Source organism: Marilutibacter spongiae (assembly GCF_014145325.1).
Taxonomy (GTDB): Bacteria; Pseudomonadota; Gammaproteobacteria; order Xanthomonadales; family Xanthomonadaceae; genus Marilutibacter; species Marilutibacter spongiae.
Genome location: NZ_JACHTF010000003.1, coordinates 135,749 through 154,518 on the forward strand (window position 1 = coordinate 135,749; position 18,770 = coordinate 154,518).

Sequence of the window (18,770 nt, forward strand, 5' to 3'; positions counted from 1 at the left end):
CCGGACGGCGGCCGCGCAAGCGGCCGTCTTTGTTTTGAGCGCCGTTCCCATGCGTGCTCCCGCCCGCCACGGCCTGGCCCGAGCACTCTCCAAGCAGGGCGTGTGCTCGCGGACCGAGGCGGCGCGGTGGGTCGTGGCCGGCCGCGTCAGCGTGGACGGCCGGGTCGTGCGCGACCCGGAGTTTCCCGTCGCCGGGCGCGACAACCGGATCGAGGTGGACGGCCGCGCGCTTGCCCCCCCGACGCGCACCTACCTCATGCTCAACAAGCCCCGGGGCCTGGTGACCACCGTCCGCGACGAGCAGGGCCGCGACACCGTCTACCGGTGCCTGCAGGGCGCCGCCCTGCCGTGGCTGGCGCCCGTGGGGCGACTGGACAAGGCAAGCGAAGGGCTCCTGCTGTTCAGCAACGACACCGGCTGGTCGGCGCGCATCGCCGACCCCCAGACCGGCCCCGACAAGACCTACCACGTGCAGGTGGGCGGGCTGCCCGCGGACGGGCTCATGGCCGCGCTCGTAGCGGGCATCGTGGAGGGCGGGGAGCGCCTTCACGCGCGCGATGCCCGCGTGCTTCGGCATGGAGCACGCAATGCCTGGCTGGAAATCGTGCTCGACGAGGGGCGAAACCGCCAGATCCGTCGGCTGCTGGCGGCATTCGACCTGCCCGTGCTGCGGCTGGTCCGGGTCTCGATCGGGTCCCTGGCGCTGGGCGAACTGCCCAAGGGCGAGTGGCGCCCGCTCAGCGAAGAAGAGGTCAAGGCGCTCGCCCGCCCCGGTCCGTGACGCCCAAGCGCCTTGCCGTCGGTCGGAAATCCCGCGGATTGTCGGGAACGTGCAGGCCTTCACGATTTCTCCACATGCACAACGCGCGTGCAGGGATTAATCTTCCGGTTACTTTTGTTGGGGAGTACTCGTGATGCGCAAGAATCCACTGATCGTGGCGGTTTCGCTCTGCCTGTTCGCTACCACCGCCCTGGCGCAGGATCCGGCTGCCGCCAAGCAGGACGCAGCCCAGGCCGAAGCGGCCGCGCCCGCGGCGGCGAGCCAGCTGCCCGATCCGAATACCTACAAGCCGCGTACGGAGCACGACAACACCCCGTACCGCTTCAACATGCACCAGGAAGGCCGGCAGATGACCGCCGACGAGTTCGATGCCTGGATGAAGGCCCGCGGCGTCCGCGTGGCACGTGGCGCGGGCCATCCCGCCCCGGCGCAGCCGGCGCCCCAGGCCGCCGAGGGCGGCGGCACGCCCTGATCGTGGAAGACGGTCGCGCCCCTGCCGGATGACAGGGGCGGTCCGCGCGGGGCGCCGCATGGCGGCGTCCCGCACCGGCGTCAGACCACGCCCAGCTCGCGTCCGATCCGGGTGAAGGCATCGATGGCCCGGTCGAGGTGTTCGCGATCGTGCGCCGCGCTCATCTGGGTGCGGATGCGCGCCTGGCCCTTCGGCACCACGGGGAAGAAGAAGCCGATCGCATAGATGCCTTCCTCCAGCAGCCGCTCGGCGAACTTCTGCGCCAGCGGCGCGTCGTAGAGCATCACCGGGACGATGGGGTGCACGCCCGGCTTGAGATCGAAACCCGCGGCGCTCATCTTTTCGCGGAAGTACGCGGTGTTCGCCGCGAGGCGCTCGCGCAGTTCGCCGGCGCTCGACAGCATCTCGAACGCCTTGATGCCGGCGGCGACGACGTGCGGTGGCAGCGAGTTGGAGAACAGGTAGGGACGCGAGCGCTGGCGCAGCATCTCGATGACCTCGCGCCTGGCGGTGGTGAATCCACCCAGTGCGCCGCCCATGGCCTTGCCGAGCGTACCGGTGATGATGTCGATGTCGGCCAGCACGCCCTTGATCTCGGCCGAGCCCTTGCCGTTCGCTCCCAGGAAGCCCGTGGCGTGGCATTCGTCGATGTGCACCAGCGCGCCGTACTGGCGGGCCAGCGCGGTGATCCGGTCGAGCGGGGCGATGAAGCCGTCCATCGAGAACACGCCATCGGTGGTGATCAGCTTGGTCCGGCAACCGGCGGCGTCGGCGGCCTGCAGCTGCGCCTCCAGGTCGGCCATGTCGCAATTGGCGTAGCGGAAGCGCTGGGCCTTGCACAGGCGCACGCCGTCGATGATCGAGGCATGGTTGAGCGCGTCGGAGATGATGGCGTCCTCCGGCCCCAGCAAGGGCTCGAACAGGCCGCCGTTGGCGTCGAAACAGGCGGCGTAGAGGATGGTGTCCTCGGTGCCGAAGAACGAGGCGATGGTCGCCTCGAGCTGCTTGTGCAGGTCCTGCGTGCCGCAGATGAAGCGCACCGAGGCCATGCCGAAGCCATGGCTGTCGAGCGCGGCCTTCGCCGCCTCGATGACGTCGGGGTGGTCGGCCAGTCCCAGGTAGTTGTTGGCGCAGAAATTGAGCACCTTGCGGCCATCGGCCAGGGTGATCTCGGCCGACTGCGGGCTGGTGATGATGCGCTCGGCCTTGAACAGGCCCTGCTCGCGGATGGCGTCGAGCTCGGCGGCGTAATGGGCGGTCAGCGGGGCGGTGTCGTTGGGCATGTGGGGCTCCGGCGCGCGCAGCGCGGCAAGGTCGTGTCACGGGGAAGCGCCCATTCTATCGGCTGGCGATGGGCGGGGCAGGGCACCCCGGCACCTGCATCGAATAGCATCGGGGGATGCGCCACGACGACGGACCCGGTCCGAAGCCCAGGCCGCCGTGCGGGTGGCTGCCGCTGTCGTGCGCCCTGCTGCCGTTCCTGGCCGGGCACCTGGCCCTGTACCTGTCGATTCGCGACGGCTGGGTGCCGGCCTGCCTGCCGCACCTGGAGGGCTGCACGTCGATCAGCCGCGCGGCCCGGCACGGGTGGGGCAATGGGGCATTCAAGGCCCTCATGGCGCCGGCGGCACTCCTGCAAGGCCTGTTTTGGTGGCGGATCGCGCCTTGGTTGAACCGACTGTCGGGCGCGCGCGCGCGGTCGGTGGCATGGCTGGGGCTGTTGGCCGCGGCCTTCCTGTTGCTGTACGTCGGCTTCCTTGGCAGCGAGGGCGGGATCTACCGCCTGCTGCGCCGCTACGGCATCACGGTGTACTTCGGCGGTACCTTCCTGGCGCTGATGCAGGTGCTGCGCGGGGTGGCCCGCGTGCGGCCCAGGCCCGCGATGGCGCGACCGCTCCAGGGCGTCGCCCTGGGCATGCTGGCGCTGGGGGTGGCCAGCGTGGCGGTGTCGGCGCTGGTATCCGACCCGGTGACGCGGGACCAGTGGGAGAACCGCCTGGAGTGGCAACTGGGGCTGTGGCTGACGGCGATGTTCGGGGTGTTCGCGTGGGCGTGTCGCCGCGCGCGCTCAAGCGCCGTCGTCGGTGGCCGATGAGCGCGGGCGCGGCCGGGACGGCAGGCGCGCGCCCCGGACCATGGTGGCGACCAGGCCGGCCAGCAGGAGGCCCACCAGCGCGGTCAGCAGCACCGTCGTCGACACGACCGGCTCAGTTCCAGCTCAGCACGACCTTGCCGGCCTTGCCCGACTCCATCAGGTCGAAGCCTTCCTGGAAGTCGTCGATCGGCAACTGGTGGGTGAGCACCTTGCCCAGCGGGAAGCCGCTGAGCACCAGCTGGGTCATCTTGTACCAGGTCTCGTACATCTTGCGGCCGTAGATGCCGTGCAGGGTGAGGCCCTTGAAGATGATCTTGTCCCAGTCCGCGCCCGCGCCCTTTGGCATGATGCCCAGCATCGCGATCTTGCCGCCGTGGTACATGCAGTCGAGCATGTCGTTGAAGGCGCGCGGGTTGCCGCTCATCTCCAGGCCGACGTCGAAGCCTTCCATGTGCAGGTCGGCCATCACGTCCTTGAGCGAGGTGTTGGTGACGTTGACCACGCGGGTCGCGCCCATGTCGGCGGCCAGCTTGAGACGGAAGTCGTTGACGTCGGTGACGACGACATTGCGCGCGCCGATGTACTTGCAGATGCCCGCGGCGATGATGCCGATGGGGCCGGCGCCGGTGATGAGCACGTCCTCGCCGACGACGTCGAACTCCAGCGCGCAGTGCGCGGCGTTGCCGTAGGGGTCGAAGAACGCCGCCAGCTCGCCGGGGATCTGGTCCGGGATCGGCCACAGGTTGCTCGAGGGCATGACCACGTACTCGGCGAACGCGCCGTCGCGGTTGACGCCGATGCCGATCGTGTTCGGGCACAGGTGCTGGCGGCCCGCGCGGCAGTTGCGGCAGTGCCCGCAGACGATGTGGCCCTCGGCGGAAACGCGCTGGCCGATGCGGTAGCCGGTGACGCCGGGGCCGATCTCGGCGATTCGGCCGACGAACTCGTGGCCGATCACCAGGCCCGGCTTGATCGTGCGCTGGCTCCACTCGTCCCACAGGTAGATGTGCAGGTCGGTGCCGCAGATCGCGGTCTTCTCGAGTTTGATCAGGACTTCGTTCGGGCCCGGCTCGGGTACCGGCACCTCTTCCATCCAGATGCCCTTTCCGGCTTCGCGCTTGACCAGGGCTTTCATCATTTGGCTCATCGACACCAGCCGCGCGCGGCGGCCCTTTGAAGGACGGCCTTCCATTATATCGCCGGCACCCGGCACGGGCCGCCGGGAGGGGTCAGGGCGTATCGTCGCCCTTCAGGCTGTCGCCGCCGGCGGGCGGCATCATCCAGTCGACCGAGACCCCGCGAAGCCCGGTGCGCGCGACCAGGGCCATGCGCGTGGTCGCGACGCGACCCGATGCCGTCGTGCCCTGGAGGGCGTCGAGCGCGCGCAGGCGGGCCAGCATGTCGTCGCGCGATCCGGCCTCGTGTTCCAGCGTGCGCAGACGAGCGTCCGCGCCGGCAGGGTCGCCGGCAAGGCGGGCCAGGCCCGCTTCCACCAGGTCGATCCGCTGGTCGACCAGCCAGATCGGCTCGGGCAGGCTGGCGCGCGCCTGCCCCGCCCAGCGCCGGCTCTCGTCCAGCTCGCCCCGCGACAGGGCCAGTTCGGCCAGGCCCACCTGGGCCATCGCGGTGAGCATGCCGTAACCGGCGCGCTGCACTTCCGGCAGGACGTCGCGGTTCAGTCGCTCGGCCTCCTCGCGCTCGCCGGCGGCGGCCAGCAGGGGCGCGATCTCCAGCTTCAGGATCCAGCGCCCCGGCGCCGTGTCCAGGTCCGGCAGCTTGCCCAGTGCGCGGTGCAGGCCAGCCAGGGCCGCGACGGTGTCACCGGTATCCAGGTCGACTTCCGCCAGGCCGATGATGGCGACCAGCTCCAGCGCCGGATCGGTGGCCGGGCAGCGGGCGTAGCTGGCGCGTGCGGCCTGCGGATCACCCATGGTGGTCTGGATCTGTCCGCTGGCGCAGGCGTAGCGGTCCCTCACCGATTGCGACGGCGACGGCAGGCCCGGGTCGTCCATCCGCGTGCGTCCGCGTTCGGCGGCGGCGAGGGCCCGCGCGTTGCGGCCCTGCATCTGGTCGATGAACACCTCGAACAGGCGGGCCCAGGTGACCAGTTCGCCCTGCTGGTCGTTGCCGGCCATGCGGGCGATGCGTTCGCCGGCCTGGGTGAAGCGCCCCTGCAGGTATTCCTCGTTGAGCAGGTCGCGCTCGATCGCGTTGGTGCTCCACGGGTCGTCCATCGATTCGGCGACGGCCATCGCCTGCATCAGCCGCAGGCGATAGGCCTGGATATTGCCCGCGCGATACTGCTGGAAGGCCGCGGCGCGCAGGGCGCCCAGCTCCAGTTGCCGCTGCCCGGCCGCGCGCGCCTGCGCCAGCCATTCGTCGAGGTAGCGGTACTGGGCCTTCGGCGGCCCCAGTACTTCGCCGAGGAAACGTGCGCGAAGGGCCGAGAACGCATCGCCGGCCTTCTCGAACTGGGCCGCCGCGGCCTCGAAGCCGGCGCGGGTGTCGCGGTCGGGTTCGCTGTCGACCTGCAGCTGGGCGAGCAGCATCAGCGTGTGGCCCCGGTCGTAGGCCCACTCCTCGCCCGCGGCGGCGGCCAGCGCGTCGGCCTTGCGGGCGCTCTCGATGGCGCCCTCCAGGTCGCCCAGGGGGGCCTGGAAGATCGCCCGGTTGAACCACTTCTGCATTTCCGTCGAGGCCGGCAGGGGGCGGTCCCATATCGGCGTCTGCATCAGCGCCAGCGCATCGGCGAAGCGGCCGGCGCGCCCCAGGGCACGGGCCTGTTGCTGCGCGAACCAGGTCTGGTCCGGGTAGCGCTGGGCGAGCCGGGCATAGGCCTCGGCCGCGGCGGCGTGGTCGTTCGACAGGGCCAGTTGCTGGGCCTTCAACAGGGCCTCGGCCTCGGCGGGCATCGGCTGCAGCAGCTCGCGTGCGGTCTCCAGGTGGCGGCGCGCTTCCGGCAATCGGCCGAGGGTCGCCTGGGCACGGGCCAGGTGCAGGTGGCCCAGGGCGAAATCAGGGGCCTCGCGGACCAGCGCGTCGCCGGCCTGGACTGCGTCGCCCCAATGGTGGGCACGTCGTGCCCGTTCCAGCGCGAGGAAGCCGGTGGCGGCCTCGGGCGTCACCCGCAGGGACGGCCATGCCTGGGGCGGGCGGTCCGGATAGAGCGCCGCGAGCACCGCGTCCGAGAGCCGGTCGACGAGCAGGGCGACATCCGCGGGATCGCCTTCCTGCTGCAGGCGATGGACTTCGCCGTCCTTCTCGAACCGGGCCCGCACGACACGCGTTTCGGGACCTTGCGGGGAGGGGCCGGTGGAGAGCAGGACCACGGTGTTGCGCGCCTGCGCGGCCGGATCGGCCGCCAGGTGGGCGGGGGTCAGCACGGTGACATCGGGCAGCGAGCCGAGCTTCCAGCCCAGCCAGGCATCGAGCAACTCCAGCGACGCCGCGTCGACGTTGTCCCGCCCGGGGTCCTCGACCGGGATCAGGGTCACCGACGCCGGCAGCGCAGGCGCATCGCCCGGCGTTGCGAGCCGGGGAAGCAGCCACCAGGCAAGGGTGGCCAGCAGGGCCAGCGCGGCCGCCGTGGCCAGGGTCGCACGCACCGACAAGGCGCGCCGCGACGCGGGCCCGGTGACGGCTGGCGCCGCCGGGTCGCGGACCTGGGCTTCTTCCTCCACGGCAACGCCCGCGACGGGCGCCTCGCCCGGCGCCCATGTTTCCAGCGCTTCGATGTCGAAGGGCGGTTCGAATACGTAGCCCTGCTTGGAGCGGGTGCGGATCCAGGTCTTGTGCGCCTCGCCCAGGGCCTTGCGCAGCACGCTGACGCTCTGGGAGAGGTTCGCGTCCTCGACGATGACCCCGGACCACACCCGGGCCAGCAGTGCCTGGCGGGTGTGCAGCACGTGCGGTTCGGCGGCGAGCAGCAGGAGCACGTCGAACACGCGCTGCGGCAACTCGGTCGCCTGTTCACCGTGCAGGACCCGGCGCAACGCGAGGTCGATCACGACGTCGCCAATGCGCAGGAAACGGATCCGGGGCGGCCACGACGGCGTGCTGGTCTCAGGAACTTCCGGCATCGAACCCCCATTGCGTGTCGGGAAAGCTGTCTGCGGCACCCACGCCCGGAGCCCGCGCGTGGTGCATGCGGCGGCACAGGCCGATGGCCCGGCCACGCCCGCGTTCCCTGACAGTCATGGGCCCCCTTGCCCGTGCCATGACTGTGCCATCGCCCGGCGGCGGCGGCCAGTGGTGGGGCGATGGGTGGCTGCCCGCGCGCGGCACGCGGGTCGCCCCGGCCCCCGGGATGGCTTGCGGATCAATGGCTTGCCTTTGGATTGCTTTAGAAAAATTGAGTTCTTTTTAGCGGCGTGACGAGGTTTTGTCTTCGCCGATCCCTCCAAATGCAGGCGAGCCATCGAGGCGGGCGCGGCGTCCAGGGCCCCGGCACGGCCGCGTGCACGCGCTGGCGACGATGGCTGAAGGCTGCTTGGGTCGCCCCCGGCAATGGGATGTGCAGGAGGGCGACGTCTTCAATGCGTGTCTGCGGCATTGTTGCCCGGCCCCCGCGGCCGGGCCTTCTTTCCGGCGGCTCCCGTCGAACGCACGCACCGGCGCCACCTGACTTCCGTCATGGCCGTGCTCGCGGCCCAGCCGCTACACTCCCGGGTCGAACAGCAGAAGGAGTGTGGGCATGCGTTATGGGGTGTTGGCCGCGGCCATCGCATTGACTGGCCTGGTCGGATCCGCGGTGGCGGGCGAGGGCATGTGGGTACCGCAACAGCTGCCGGAGATCGCCAAGCCGCTGCGCAAGGCCGGCCTGAAGCTCAAGCCCGAGCAGCTGGCCAACCTGACCGGCGACCCGATGGGCGCGGTCGTCTCGCTGGGCGGCTGTACCGCCAGCTTCGTGTCGCCGCAGGGCCTGGTGGTCACCAACCACCATTGCGCGTACGGCGCCATCCAGCTGAACTCCACCCCCGAGCGCAACCTGATGGCCGAGGGCTTCAATGCCGCGACGCCGGCCGCCGAGGTTTCCGCCGGCCCCAACGCGCGCATCTACGCGCTCGACGACATCCAGGACGTCACCGACCGGGTGAAGGCCGCCATCGGCGCCGCCCCGGATGCGCTGGGCCGCACCGAGGCGCTGGAGCGCATCGAGAAGCAGCTCGTCGCCCAGTGCGAGGCCGGCGAAGGCTTCCGCTGCCGCCTGTACAGCTTTTCCGGCGGCAACACCTATCGCCTGTTCCGCAACCTCGAGATCAAGGACGTGCGCCTGGTCTACGCGCCGCCCAGCAGCATCGGCAACTACGGCGGCGAGGTCGACAACTGGATGTGGCCGCGCCACACCGGCGACTTCTCCTTCTATCGCGCCTACGTCGGCAAGGACGGCAAGCCCGCGGCCTATGCCGAAGGCAACGTGCCCTACCAGCCCAGGCACTGGCTGAAGATCGCCAGCCGGCCGCTGGAAGCCGGCGATTTCGTCATGGTCGCGGGTTATCCCGGGCGCACGGCCCGTTATGCCCTGGCCGAGGAATTCGACGAGACCGCGAACTGGGCCTACCCGACGGTCGGCGCCCACTACAAGAAGCTCGTGGCCCTGGTCGAGGCCGCAGGCAAGCAGGACCCTTCGATCGAGGTCAAGTACGCGAGCACCATCCGGGGCTGGCAGAACGCGATGAAGAACTACGACGGCCAGCTCGAGGGCTTCCGCCGGACCCATGCCGCCGCGACCAAGCACGCCGGCGAAGCCGCGGTGCTGGAGTGGCTGCACGAGCAGGGCGACGAAGGCAAGGCCGCTCTCGAGGCGCACGCCACCCTGGTCGCACTGGACGAACAGGCCCGCGCCCAGCGCGACCGCGACCTGGTCCTGGGCCAACTGCGCCGGACCGGCACCATCGGCGCGGCGGTCCAGCTGTACCGCCTGGCGATCGAGCGCGACCGGCCCGACGCCGATCGCGAGCAGGGCTACCAGGACCGCGACCTGCCCGGCTTCGAGGGCGGCATGCGGCAGATGGAGCGTCGCTACGATCCGAAAATGGACCGCGAACTGCAGGCCTACTGGCTGCGCGAGTACGTGAAGCTGCCGGCCGACCAGCACGTCGAGGCGCTCGACGCCTGGCTGGGCGGCAACGACGAGAAGGCGATCGAGGGCGCACTCGACCGCCTGGCCAAGACCAACCTGGGCATCACCGAATACCGGCTGGGCCTGATGACGGCCGATCGGGCGGAGTTCGAGAAGAGCAAGGACCCGGCGATCGACCTCGCCGTCGCGGTCATGCCGACCCTGCTGGCGCTGGAACAGGAGGGCAAGGTGCGCGCGGGCGACGCGCTGCTGGCCCGCCCGGTCTACCTGCAGGCGGTGGCCGACTACAAGAAGAGCGAGGGCGAGTTCGTCTATCCCGACGCCAACTCCTCGCTGCGCATCACCTTCGGCAACGTCATGGGCTACACCAAGGTGGATGGTAGCAAGCAGGCGCCGTTCACCCGGCTCGAGGAGGTCGCGGCCAAGGCCACCGGCGAGGCGCCCTTCGATGCCCCGCAGGCCCTGCTCGACGCCATCGCGGCCAAGCGCTACGGCGGCCTGCAGGACAAGGACCTGGGTACCGTGCCGGTCAACTTCCTGTCCGACCTGGACATCACCGGCGGCAATTCCGGTTCGCCTGTCATGGACGCCCACGGCCAGCTCGTCGGCCTCGCGTTCGACGGCAACTGGGAGTCGGTGAGCAGCAACTGGGTGTTCGACCCGACGATGACGCGCATGATCGCGGTCGACCAGCGCTACATGCGCTGGATCATGCAGGAAGTCTTCCCGGCGCCGCAGATCCTGGCCGAGCTCGGGGTGCCGGCCAAGGACTGAACCGCACCGGCGGCGAAGACGACTGCAACGGGCCGGCATCGCCGGCCCGTTGCAGTCTGGAAGAGCCGGGCGTTCAAGAGGGGGGCGTTACCGCCGGCCCGCGATTCAGGCGTGGTGGGACATGCCGGCCTGTGCGCCGCCGGTGCCCAGGCAGCGTCGCCCCGCGCGCACGCCGGCCTGGACCAGGCGCACCGCGCCATAGCCGAGCAGCAGCAGGGCCGACGCCAGGCACAGCAGGACGGGGCTGTGGGCCAGCATGGAATCCAGGATCATGGCCGCGGTGCCTCCATGCCTCGAGCTTACGCCTCGGGGCGCCTGACTGCACGTGCCGCAATGGCGGCGGCCGGGGAGTGGTTTCGGAGGTAACGGTTGCGCGCCGGGTGGACTCTGCTAGTCTTGCCGGCATCGCGGATTCCCATGCCAGCCGGCCCCGTTTCCCGATCAGTGGCAGCAATGCCCGACCTGCAGCGTGTCGCAGGTCCCCCCGCACCCTTCGGTGCGGCGTCTCCATCCGAAGTGCCGGCTGCATGCGGACTCCGCGGGTTTCCCTACCCACTGGAGCATGCAATGAAAGTCCTGGCCTGTGATGGCATCCATGAAGACGGCCTGATCCTGTTCCGCGACGCGGGATGGGAGGTGGAAGTCGCCCCCGAACCGATCAAGGATCCCGACGCGCTCGCCGCCAGGCTGGCGGATTTCGACGCGATCCTGGTGCGCTCGGCCACCAAGGTGCCGGCCAAGGCCCTGGCCCAGGCCGACAAGCTCAAGGTGATCGGTCGCGCCGGCGCCGGCGTCGACACGATCGACGTGGACGCGGCGACCGCCCGCGGCATCGCGGTCATGAACGCCCCCGACGGCAACACCCTGGCGGCCGCCGAGCATGCGATCTCGCTGCTGTTCGCGCTGGCGCGCCACATCCCGCGGGCCGATGCCGGCATGAAGGCGGGCGGCTGGCCGAAGGCCGGCCTGACCGGGTTCGAGCTGGAGGGCAAGAAGCTCGGCGTGATCGGCCTGGGGCGCATCGGCAGCACGGTGGCGCGCAAGGCCGCCGGCATCGGCATGGAAGTCGCCGCGCACGATCCCTTCCTGCCGGCCGCCGCGGCCGCCAAGGGCAGCGTGAAGCTCAAGAGCCTGGACGAACTGCTGGCCTGGGCCGACATCATTACCCTGCACATCCCGCGCACCAAGGAGACCACCAACCTGCTGTCGGAAGCGCGCATGCGCACGATGAAGAAGGGCGCCTACCTCATCAACGCCGCCCGCGGCGGCCTGGTCGACGAGGGCGCGCTGATCCAGCTGCTCGACGAGGACCACCTCGCCGGCGCGGCACTGGACACCTTCGTGACCGAACCGCTTCAGGCCGAGTCGCCGCTGCGCGCCCATCCGCGGCTGATCCTGACCCCGCACCTGGGCGCGTCGACCAGCGAGGCCCAGCAGGCGGTCAGCACCATCCTGGCCCGCCAGATCATCGATTTCGTCGCCACCGGTGCGGTCGCCGGCTGCGTCAACCTGCCGCCGCTGACCGCCGAGGCGGCGCGCGAGGTCGGGCCTTGGATGCCGCTGATGTCCTCGCTGGGGCGACTGGCCTCGCGCCTGGTCCCGGCGCCCACGCGCCTGCACATCACCTACGCCGGCCGCACCGACGCGCTCGACACCCGGCCGCTGACGCGCCTGCTCGTCGCTGCGCTGATGGGCACGGCGTCGGGCCGGGTGACCCCGGTGAACGCGCTGCAGGAAGCCGCCGCGCGCGGCCTGACCGTGGCCGAGACGGTCGGCGGCGACAGCGACGGCTTCGACCGCCTGCTGCGCCTGCGCATCGAGAGCGACGAGCGTACCCGCGAAGTGGAGGCGACCCTGCATCGCGGGCCCCGAGTGGTGCGCCTGGATGGCGTCGAGATCGAGTTCGACCCGGCCGCGCCGGTGTTGCTGATGCGAAACGAGGACCGCCCGGGCATGATCGGCACCGTGGGTTCGAAGTTGGGCGCGGCGGGCGTGAACATCGTCAACTTCGCGCTCGGCGCCGCCGGCGACGGCCAGGCCCGGGCGGCGATCACCGTCGACCGTCCGGTGACCGACGAGGAACTCGCGGCCCTGGCCGCGACTCCCGGCATCCTCTCGCTGAGGCAGGTCTGATGCGCGTCCTGCTTGCCCGCCACGGGGAGACGCCGTGGAACGCCGAAGGTCGCTACCAGGGCCAGGAAGACATCCCGCTGTCGCCGGTTGGCGAAGCGCAGGCGCGGGCGCTGGGCCAGCGCCTGCGCGATGCCGACATCACCCGCGCGGTGGCCTCGCCGCTGGCACGCGCGCGGCTCACGGCGGAACTCGCGCTCGACGGGCGCTCGGGCATGCTGGAAACCGACCCGGGCCTGATGGAGATCGGCCACGGCGACTGGGAAGGGCTGCTGGCCAGCGAGATCCATGCGCGCGATCCCGAGCGCCTGCAGGCCTGGCGCGAGGCCCCCGAGACGGTGCAGATGCCCGGCGAGGGCGGTGAGTCGCTGCGGCAGGTGTTCGACCGCGCCTGGCCGGCACTGAAGCGCGCGGGGGATGGGCTGGGGACGGACGACACCCTGCTGGTGGTCGCCCACGACGCCGTCAACCGGGTGATCCTGTGCCACCTGCTGGGCATCCCGTTCAATCGGCTGTGGACCTTCCGCCAGGCCCCGACGACGCTCAACCTGCTGGAGGGCGACAGCGTCGAGCGCCTGGACATCGTGCGCCTGAACGATTGCAGCCACCACACCGCCCTGTTCGGCGAAGCGGTGCACCGGGCCCTTTGAGGGCGGGAGGCGGAAGGGCGGAAGCCACGCGCTGGCGTGGCTTCCGCGGGGTCGCGCTTACGGCAGGTTGCAGAACAGCTGGCCGTTGGCCAGCGAGTTGGCGGTCCGCGTCCCGCTGTAGCTGAAGACGCCGTCGCAGCTCACCGAATAGGTGCCGACCACGTTGCCGTCGGCATCCAGGTAGACGCCCAGCTCGCCGTTCCTCGGTTTCGCCATGGCCACGCCGGCGGCAATGGCGAGAACGAGTCCGAGTCCGAGCATCACTTTCATACGCATGGCATTCGCTCCTTGTATCGGGGATGTTCCCCGGGAATCCAGGTGTCGGCAGGCCGACACGGCATTCTTGGTCGCCGCCGGCGGCAGGCGTGTAAAGAACGGGTGAGCGTTGCGGCATTTCGGCGCCGCGATGCCCGATGTGTGCGGCATCGTCCATAATTCCCGTGAACCCGGTGCAATCCGCACTGCGAACTGCGCCTTTTTCATTCACGGAGTTGAACGTGCCAACGCTTGCCGAGTGGCTGGAGCGCATCGAGCGCCAGCATCCCCGGGCCATCGACATGGGACTCGAGCGCGTGGCGGAGGTGGCCGCCCGGATGGCGCTGTCCCGGCCGGCCGCCCGCGTGGTCACCGTGGCCGGGACCAACGGCAAGGGATCGACGGTCGCGTTCATCGAGGCCATCGTCCGCGCCGCCGGCCTGTCGGTCGGCGCCTACACCTCGCCGCACCTGCTCGCCTACAACGAGCGCGTGCGCATCAACGGCATCGATGCCGCGGATGCCGACCTTGTCGAGGCCTTCGAAGCGGTGGAGGCCGCGCGCGGCGCGACGACGCTGACCTATTTCGAGCATGGCACGCTCGCCGCGCTGTGGCTGTTCGAGCGCGCGGGACTGGACCTGGCCATCCTCGAGGTCGGCCTGGGCGGTCGCCTGGACGCCACCAACATCGTCGATCCCGACGTGGCCGTCGTCACCACCGTCGACCTGGACCACCAGGCCTGGCTCGGCGAGGACCGCGAGCGCATCGGACACGAGAAGGCCGGCATCGCGCGCGCCTGGAAACCGCTGGTGATCGGCGACGACGACCCGCCCTCCAGCGTGCTCCGGCATGCCTATGCCGTCGGCGCCCCGGCGATCCGGGTGGGCTGCGATTTCTTCTTCGAGCCTCCCGCCGGCGACGCGGCGTCCTGGTCGTGGCGCGAAGTGGGCTGCGAACTCGAACTGCCCTTGCCGCCCCTGGCGGCACCGGTGCAACTGCGCAACGCCGCCGTGGCGATCGCCGCGGTCCGCGCGCTGGACCTGCCGGTGGCCGCGCAGGACATCGAGCGGGGCGTGGCGACGGCTTCCGTCGCCGGTCGCCTGCAGCGCTTCGAACGCGAAGGCGTCGAGGTGCTGGTCGATGTGGGCCACAATCCGCAGGCGGCCGCGGCCCTGGCGGACTTCCTGGCCATCGGCGACGCGGGCGGGGCCGTGCACGCGGTCTACGCGGCGCTCGACGACAAGGACGTCGCTGGCGTGGTCTCGGCGCTGGCGGGCCGGGTGGGACGGTGGTACCTCGCCGGACTCGAGGATGCCGGCCCCCGAGGCCAGACCGTCGACGCGCTGGCCGAGCGCCTGGCCGGTACCGCGGCCGGACAGGCATCGCGCCATCCGGGCGTCGACGCGGCGCTGGCGGCCGCGCTGGCGGCCGCGGTGCCGGGCGACCGTGTACTGGCGTTCGGGTCCTTCCACACGGCGGCCGCGGCCCTGGCGGCGCTGGGCTGAGGCCGCCACGGCATGCGTGGGATGAACGAAGCGCCGCCGCCCGCTCGGGTCGCGGCGCCGGCGAGGGTATAATCGCGCCGCGACACGCCTTCGGCCTGCGAGACCCATGGAACCAGCCCTGAAACAGCGCTTGATCGGTGCGATCGTCCTGGTCGCGCTCGCCGTGATTTTCCTGCCCATGCTCATCAAGGGCCCTGCGCCCGAGAGCGGCGTGGCCGACCTGCCGCTGGACATGCCCGACGCGCCCCAGGGCGGGTTCGAGACCCGCGAACTGCCGCTGGTGACCCCGGGCGCCACGCCCGAGGGGGGCGCCGTGGGCATGTCGACCGATGGCGCGTTGCCCACGGTCGACACCCGCGACGCCGCCGCACAGGCGCCGGAGGGCGCACTGCCGGCAACGACCGCCGGTGGCGACTACGCGCTGGGCTTCGGCACCTACGCCAGCAGCCAGGATGCGGCGCGGGTCATCAAGGTCCTGGGCGACAAGGGGCTGCCCGGCTTCCAGGACACCATCGAGGGCGCCGACAAGCGCACCCTGTACCGCGTACGCATCGGGCCCTACGCGACCCGCGAGGAGGCCGAGGCCGCGCGGGTGGTGGCCGCCGGCGTCAATCCGCAGGTCGACGTCCGGGTGATCGTGCTCGATGCCGACGCCGCGGAACCCGCGCCGCCGGTCGCCGCAAAGCCCGAGCCCGAGCCGCAGGCGCCCAGCCCGGCGACCCCGGTCGCGACCGCACCGGCGACGCCCGCGCCGGCGCCGAAGAAGCCCGAACCGCCCAAGCCGGTGCCTTCTGCCCCCAGTGTGGGGTTCGCGGTGCAACTGGCTGCCTTCAGCCACGCCGAGGATGCGGCGAAGCTGCGCGACCGCGCCCGGGCCGCGGGCTTCAGCGCCTTCATCGAATCGGTCGATACCGACAAGGGCACCCTGAGCCGCGTGCGGGTCGGGCCGGTCGCCGACCGCGCCGAGGCCGAGGCGCTCAAGGCGCAGCTGGCCGCGCGCCTGGGCATCAGCGGCATCGTGCAAACGCATCCCTGATGGCATCGATCCAGCGGACAGGCGCGGGCGAGGCGGGCAGGGCATGACGGCCATCGACTGGGTCCTGCTGGCGATCCTGCTGATTTCGGCCCTGTTCGGCGCGATGCGCGGCCTGGTCGGCGTCATCGCGTCGCTGGCGGCCTGGCTGCTGGGCGGGTGGGCGGCCTTCCGCTTCGGCGGCGACGTGGCGACCCTGCTCGCCGGTGGCGCCGCGCCCGGGACCGGGCAGCTGTTCGCCGGCTACGCGCTGTGCTTCCTGGGCGTGATGATCGTGGTCGGCCTGGTCGGCTGGCTGGTCCGCAAGCTGTTGCACTCGGTCGGCCTGTCGGGCCTCGACCGCACGCTCGGGCTCGTCTTCGGCCTCGTCCGGGGCGCGTTCGTCGCCTGCGTGCTGGTGCTGCTGCTGGGCTTCACCTCGATGCCGCGGGAGCCGGAATGGCAGGCGTCGCGGCTGGTGCCGCTGGTGCTGCCGGGGGCGCAGTGGCTGCGCGCCTGGCTGCCGGACTGGGCCTCGCAGGAGATCGATTTCAGCGGCGTCGCGCCGGTCCTGCAGGGATTGCAGGAGCTGCAGGGCCCGGCGGCGCAGGACAACGAACCCGGCACGGCGCTTCCCGCGCCGTTGCCACCGGCGGCCGCGGCCGCGGATGAACAACCCCAGGATCCATAACGATGTGCGGCATTATCGGTATCGTCGGCCATAACGACGTCGCAGCGCAGTTGTACGACGGCCTCACGGTCCTCCAGCACCGGGGCCAGGATGCGGCCGGCATCGCCACCGCCAAGGGCACGCGCCTGCGCGTGCACAAGGGCAACGGCCTGGTGCGCGATGTCTTCGACCAGGCCTCGATGCAATTGCTGCAGGGCAACCTGGGCATCGGCCATTGCCGCTACCCGACCGCGGGCAGCGAGGGCCACGACGAGGCGCAGCCGTTCTACGTCAACTCGCCCTACGGCATCGTGCTCGCGCACAACGGCAACCTCATCAACACCGAGGCCCTGCGCGACGAGGTCTTCGCCGAGGACCGCCGCAACGTCAACACCGAGTCCGACTCCGAAGTGCTGCTCAACGTGTTCGCGCACGAGCTGGACACGCGCAAGGGCCTCACGCCGGAGACCGTGTTCACCGCCATCGAAGGCGTGCACCGGCGTTGCGAGGGCGGCTACGCGGTCGTGGCCGCCGTCCTGGGCCTGGGCCTGGTCGCGTTCCGCGATCCCAATGGCATCCGCCCGCTGGTCCTGGGCAAGCGCACCCGCGACGGCCGCGACGAGTACGCCGTGGCCAGCGAGTCGGTCGCGCTCGACCTGACCGGCTTCCAGCGCGTGCGCGACGTGCGCCCGGGCGAAGGCATCGTCATCACCGGCGAAGGCGAACTGCACGAACGCGCCTGCGCCGAGCCGCGGCCGCACACGCCGTGCATCTTCGAGTACGTCTACTTCGCCCGGCCGGACTCGATGATGGACGACGTCTCGGTGCACAAGGCGCGCATGCGCATGGGCCAGAAGCTCGGCGAGAAGATCCTGCGCCTGCGCCCGGACCACGACATCGACACCGTGATCCCGATCCCCGACTCCTCGCGCGACGCGGCCCTGGAGGTCGCCAACGTGCTGGGCGTGAAGTACCGCGAGGGCTTCATCAAGAACCGCTACGTCGGCCGGACCTTCATCATGCCGGGGCAGGGCGAGCGCGCGAAGTCGGTGCGCCGCAAGCTCAATCCGATCCCGCTGGAATTCCGCAACCGCGTGGTCCTGCTGGTCGACGACTCCATCGTCCGCGGCACCACCTCGCAGCAGATCGTGCAGATGGCCCGCGAGGCCGGCGCGCGCAAGGTCTACCTGGCCTCGGCCGCGCCGCCGGTGCGCCATCCCAACATCTACGGCATCGACATGCCCACGCGCGAGGAGCTGATCGCCTACAACCGCGACGAGAAGGAGGTCGAGTCGATCCTGGGCTGCGACTGGCTGATCTACCAGGACCTGGAGGACCTGAAGGAAGCCGTGTCCGGTCCCAAGCAGCGGATCGCGCAGTTCGACTCGTCGTGCTTCAACGGCGAGTACGTCACCGGCACCGCGGAAGACTACTTCGAGCGCATCAAGCACCTGCGCTCGGACGAAGCCAAGCGCCAGCGCCGCGCCTCCTGAGGCGCGGGACCGGGCGACGCGCAGCCGCGGGCATGGCATCCCTCTTCGACGCGGCGCGCGACTGCCTGCAGGCCGATTCGCCCGGGGCCAAGCTCGCCGCCACCGCCGACGCGGCGGCGGCCTTCCGGCGCGGCCGTCTCGGGATCCCGGCCGACGCGCCGCCGCCGGCGCCGATCCGCATGCCCGGTCGCCCCGCGCGACCGCGCCTGGTGCACCCGCGCGGGTTGCCGCGTCGCGGCCTGGGCTCGGACGAGGGGCGCGCGGCGTTCATCCACGCGATCGCGCACATCGAGTTCAACGCCATCGACCTGGCCTGGGACGCGGTCTACCGCTTCCGTGGCCTGCCCGACGACTTCTATGCCGACTGGGTCGCCGTCGCCGACGACGAGGCGCGGCATTTCCGCATGTTGCAGGTGCGGCTGCGCGAACTCGGCCACGACTACGGCGATTTCGACGCGCACAACGGCTTGTGGGAAATGGCCGAGAAAACCGCCCACGATGGTCTCTCGCGGATGGCGCTGGTGCCGCGCGTGCTGGAAGCCCGTGGTCTCGACGTCACGCCGGGCATGATCGTCAAGCTGCGCGCGCTGGGCGACGACGCCACCGCCGATATCCTGGAGGTGATCCTCCGCGAGGAGGTGGCGCACGTCGCGGCGGGCTCGCGCTGGTTCAACTGGTATTGCGAGCGCGCCGGCGTCGAACCGGCGCCGAGGTTCCGCGAACTGCTGGTCGAGTACGCGCGCGCGGTCCTGCACGGACCCTTCAACCTGCCCGCGCGCAGCGCCGCGGGCTTCAGCGAGGAGGAACTCCAGGCCCTGTCCCAGGCCATGGAGTGAGCGTGGCGCGGGCAG

The 18,770-nt window shown here is 71.0% G+C and carries 17 protein-coding genes; 11 read left to right on the plus strand and 6 right to left on the minus strand.

The features are described 5' to 3' along the window. Positions 1 to 49: 49 nt before the first annotated feature. Complete coding sequence (locus H4F98_RS03855) at positions 50 to 781, plus strand: pseudouridine synthase (protein WP_182685318.1); 732 nt, start codon at positions 50 to 52, stop codon at positions 779 to 781. 133 nt (positions 782 to 914) lie between these two features. Further along, positions 915 to 1,253 (plus strand): hypothetical protein, encoded by a 339-nt coding sequence (locus H4F98_RS17010; protein ID WP_425487565.1) that lies wholly within the window; start codon positions 915 to 917, stop codon positions 1,251 to 1,253. Positions 1,254 to 1,333: 80 nt separating this feature from the next. Here H4F98_RS17010 and kbl read toward each other — a convergent pair whose 3' ends face one another. Next, positions 1,334 to 2,536, minus strand: coding sequence for a glycine C-acetyltransferase (gene kbl / locus H4F98_RS03865; RefSeq protein WP_182685319.1), 1,203 nt, complete (start codon positions 2,534 to 2,536; stop codon positions 1,334 to 1,336). Positions 2,537 to 2,652: 116 nt separating this feature from the next. Here kbl and H4F98_RS03870 point away from each other — a divergent pair, with 116 nt between their 5' ends. Next, positions 2,653 to 3,348, plus strand: a complete 696-nt coding sequence (locus H4F98_RS03870; protein WP_182685320.1) for a hypothetical protein — start codon at positions 2,653 to 2,655, stop codon at positions 3,346 to 3,348. On the opposite strand, the gene H4F98_RS16905 is transcribed toward H4F98_RS03870, so the two are convergent. The 3 genes from H4F98_RS16905 to H4F98_RS03880 form a co-directional block, all read right to left on the minus strand. After that, a complete protein-coding gene (locus H4F98_RS16905) occupies positions 3,322 to 3,453 on the minus strand; it encodes a hypothetical protein (RefSeq protein ID WP_281368121.1) in 132 nt (43 codons plus the stop codon). The two genes, H4F98_RS03870 and H4F98_RS16905, sit on opposite strands and share 27 nt — an antisense overlap. 7 nt (positions 3,454 to 3,460) lie before the next feature. Continuing rightward, on the minus strand, positions 3,461 to 4,495 hold the full coding sequence (gene tdh / locus H4F98_RS03875; RefSeq protein ID WP_182685321.1) for an L-threonine 3-dehydrogenase: 1,035 nt from the start codon (positions 4,493 to 4,495) through the stop codon (positions 3,461 to 3,463). Positions 4,496 to 4,577: 82 nt separating this feature from the next. Beyond that, entirely contained in the window at positions 4,578 to 7,427 is a 2,850-nt protein-coding gene (locus H4F98_RS03880) for a winged helix-turn-helix domain-containing protein (protein ID WP_182685322.1), read from the minus strand. Between the two features lie 686 nt (positions 7,428 to 8,113). On the opposite strand from H4F98_RS03880, the gene H4F98_RS03885 reads away from it, so the two are divergent. Continuing rightward, positions 8,114 to 10,204, plus strand: coding sequence for a S46 family peptidase (locus H4F98_RS03885; protein ID WP_182685464.1), 2,091 nt, complete (start codon positions 8,114 to 8,116; stop codon positions 10,202 to 10,204). Between the two features lie 105 nt (positions 10,205 to 10,309). On the opposite strand, the gene H4F98_RS03890 is transcribed toward H4F98_RS03885, so the two are convergent. Beyond that, positions 10,310 to 10,477 (minus strand): hypothetical protein, encoded by a 168-nt coding sequence (locus H4F98_RS03890; protein WP_182685323.1) that lies wholly within the window; start codon positions 10,475 to 10,477, stop codon positions 10,310 to 10,312. 294 nt (positions 10,478 to 10,771) lie between these two features. Between H4F98_RS03890 and serA the strand changes: the two genes are divergently transcribed. Continuing rightward, positions 10,772 to 12,337, plus strand: coding sequence for a phosphoglycerate dehydrogenase (gene serA / locus H4F98_RS03895; protein ID WP_182685324.1), 1,566 nt, complete (start codon positions 10,772 to 10,774; stop codon positions 12,335 to 12,337). Then, on the plus strand, positions 12,337 to 12,984 hold the full coding sequence (locus H4F98_RS03900) for a histidine phosphatase family protein (protein WP_182685325.1): 648 nt from the start codon (positions 12,337 to 12,339) through the stop codon (positions 12,982 to 12,984). Before serA ends, H4F98_RS03900 begins: the two co-directional genes overlap by 1 nt. Before the next feature lie 57 nt (positions 12,985 to 13,041). Here the strand turns inward: H4F98_RS03900 and H4F98_RS03905 are convergent, their stop codons facing one another. Continuing rightward, a complete protein-coding gene (locus H4F98_RS03905; protein ID WP_182685326.1) occupies positions 13,042 to 13,260 on the minus strand; it encodes a DUF6289 family protein in 219 nt (72 codons plus the stop codon). 215 nt (positions 13,261 to 13,475) lie between these two features. Here H4F98_RS03905 and folC point away from each other — a divergent pair, with 215 nt between their 5' ends. The 5 genes from folC to H4F98_RS03930 all read left to right on the plus strand — a co-directional run bounded on the left by folC (position 13,476) and on the right by H4F98_RS03930 (position 18,755). Continuing rightward, entirely contained in the window at positions 13,476 to 14,744 is a 1,269-nt protein-coding gene (folC, locus tag H4F98_RS03910; protein ID WP_246372831.1) for a bifunctional tetrahydrofolate synthase/dihydrofolate synthase, read from the plus strand. A 106-nt stretch (positions 14,745 to 14,850) separates the two neighbouring features. Further along, on the plus strand, positions 14,851 to 15,780 hold the full coding sequence (locus tag H4F98_RS03915) for an SPOR domain-containing protein (RefSeq protein ID WP_182685328.1): 930 nt from the start codon (positions 14,851 to 14,853) through the stop codon (positions 15,778 to 15,780). Positions 15,781 to 15,823: 43 nt separating this feature from the next. Next, a complete protein-coding gene (locus H4F98_RS03920) occupies positions 15,824 to 16,447 on the plus strand; it encodes a CvpA family protein (protein ID WP_182685329.1) in 624 nt (207 codons plus the stop codon). Positions 16,448 to 16,449: 2 nt separating this feature from the next. After that, positions 16,450 to 17,919: an amidophosphoribosyltransferase gene (gene purF / locus H4F98_RS03925; protein ID WP_182685330.1), complete on the plus strand. Its 1,470-nt coding sequence runs from the start codon at positions 16,450 to 16,452 to the stop codon at positions 17,917 to 17,919. Positions 17,920 to 17,951: 32 nt separating this feature from the next. Continuing rightward, a complete protein-coding gene (locus H4F98_RS03930; protein WP_182685331.1) occupies positions 17,952 to 18,755 on the plus strand; it encodes a ferritin-like domain-containing protein in 804 nt (267 codons plus the stop codon). Positions 18,756 to 18,770: the final 15 nt, after the last annotated feature.

Excerpts from the sequence above, each read along its gene's own strand:
- H4F98_RS03920 (WP_182685329.1), top strand. The coding sequence starts at position 15,824 with ATGACGGCCATCGACTGGGTCCTGCTGGCGATCCTGCTGATTTCGGCC.
- H4F98_RS03900 (WP_182685325.1), top strand. The coding sequence starts at position 12,337 with ATGCGCGTCCTGCTTGCCCGCCACGGGGAGACGCCGTGGAACGCCGAA.
- H4F98_RS03905 (WP_182685326.1), bottom strand. The coding sequence starts at position 13,260 with ATGCGTATGAAAGTGATGCTCGGACTCGGACTCGTTCTCGCCATTGCC.
- kbl (WP_182685319.1), bottom strand. The coding sequence starts at position 2,536 with ATGCCCAACGACACCGCCCCGCTGACCGCCCATTACGCCGCCGAGCTC.
- H4F98_RS03890 (WP_182685323.1), bottom strand. The coding sequence starts at position 10,477 with ATGATCCTGGATTCCATGCTGGCCCACAGCCCCGTCCTGCTGTGCCTG.
- H4F98_RS17010 (WP_425487565.1), top strand. The coding sequence starts at position 915 with ATGCGCAAGAATCCACTGATCGTGGCGGTTTCGCTCTGCCTGTTCGCT.
- H4F98_RS03880 (WP_182685322.1), bottom strand. The coding sequence starts at position 7,427 with ATGCCGGAAGTTCCTGAGACCAGCACGCCGTCGTGGCCGCCCCGGATC.
- serA (WP_182685324.1), top strand. The coding sequence starts at position 10,772 with ATGAAAGTCCTGGCCTGTGATGGCATCCATGAAGACGGCCTGATCCTG.
- H4F98_RS03870 (WP_182685320.1), top strand. The coding sequence starts at position 2,653 with ATGCGCCACGACGACGGACCCGGTCCGAAGCCCAGGCCGCCGTGCGGG.
- H4F98_RS03930 (WP_182685331.1), top strand. The coding sequence starts at position 17,952 with ATGGCATCCCTCTTCGACGCGGCGCGCGACTGCCTGCAGGCCGATTCG.
- purF (WP_182685330.1), top strand. The coding sequence starts at position 16,450 with ATGTGCGGCATTATCGGTATCGTCGGCCATAACGACGTCGCAGCGCAG.
- H4F98_RS03855 (WP_182685318.1), top strand. The coding sequence starts at position 50 with ATGCGTGCTCCCGCCCGCCACGGCCTGGCCCGAGCACTCTCCAAGCAG.
- H4F98_RS03885 (WP_182685464.1), top strand. The coding sequence starts at position 8,114 with ATGTGGGTACCGCAACAGCTGCCGGAGATCGCCAAGCCGCTGCGCAAG.
- H4F98_RS03915 (WP_182685328.1), top strand. The coding sequence starts at position 14,851 with ATGGAACCAGCCCTGAAACAGCGCTTGATCGGTGCGATCGTCCTGGTC.
- tdh (WP_182685321.1), bottom strand. The coding sequence starts at position 4,495 with ATGAGCCAAATGATGAAAGCCCTGGTCAAGCGCGAAGCCGGAAAGGGC.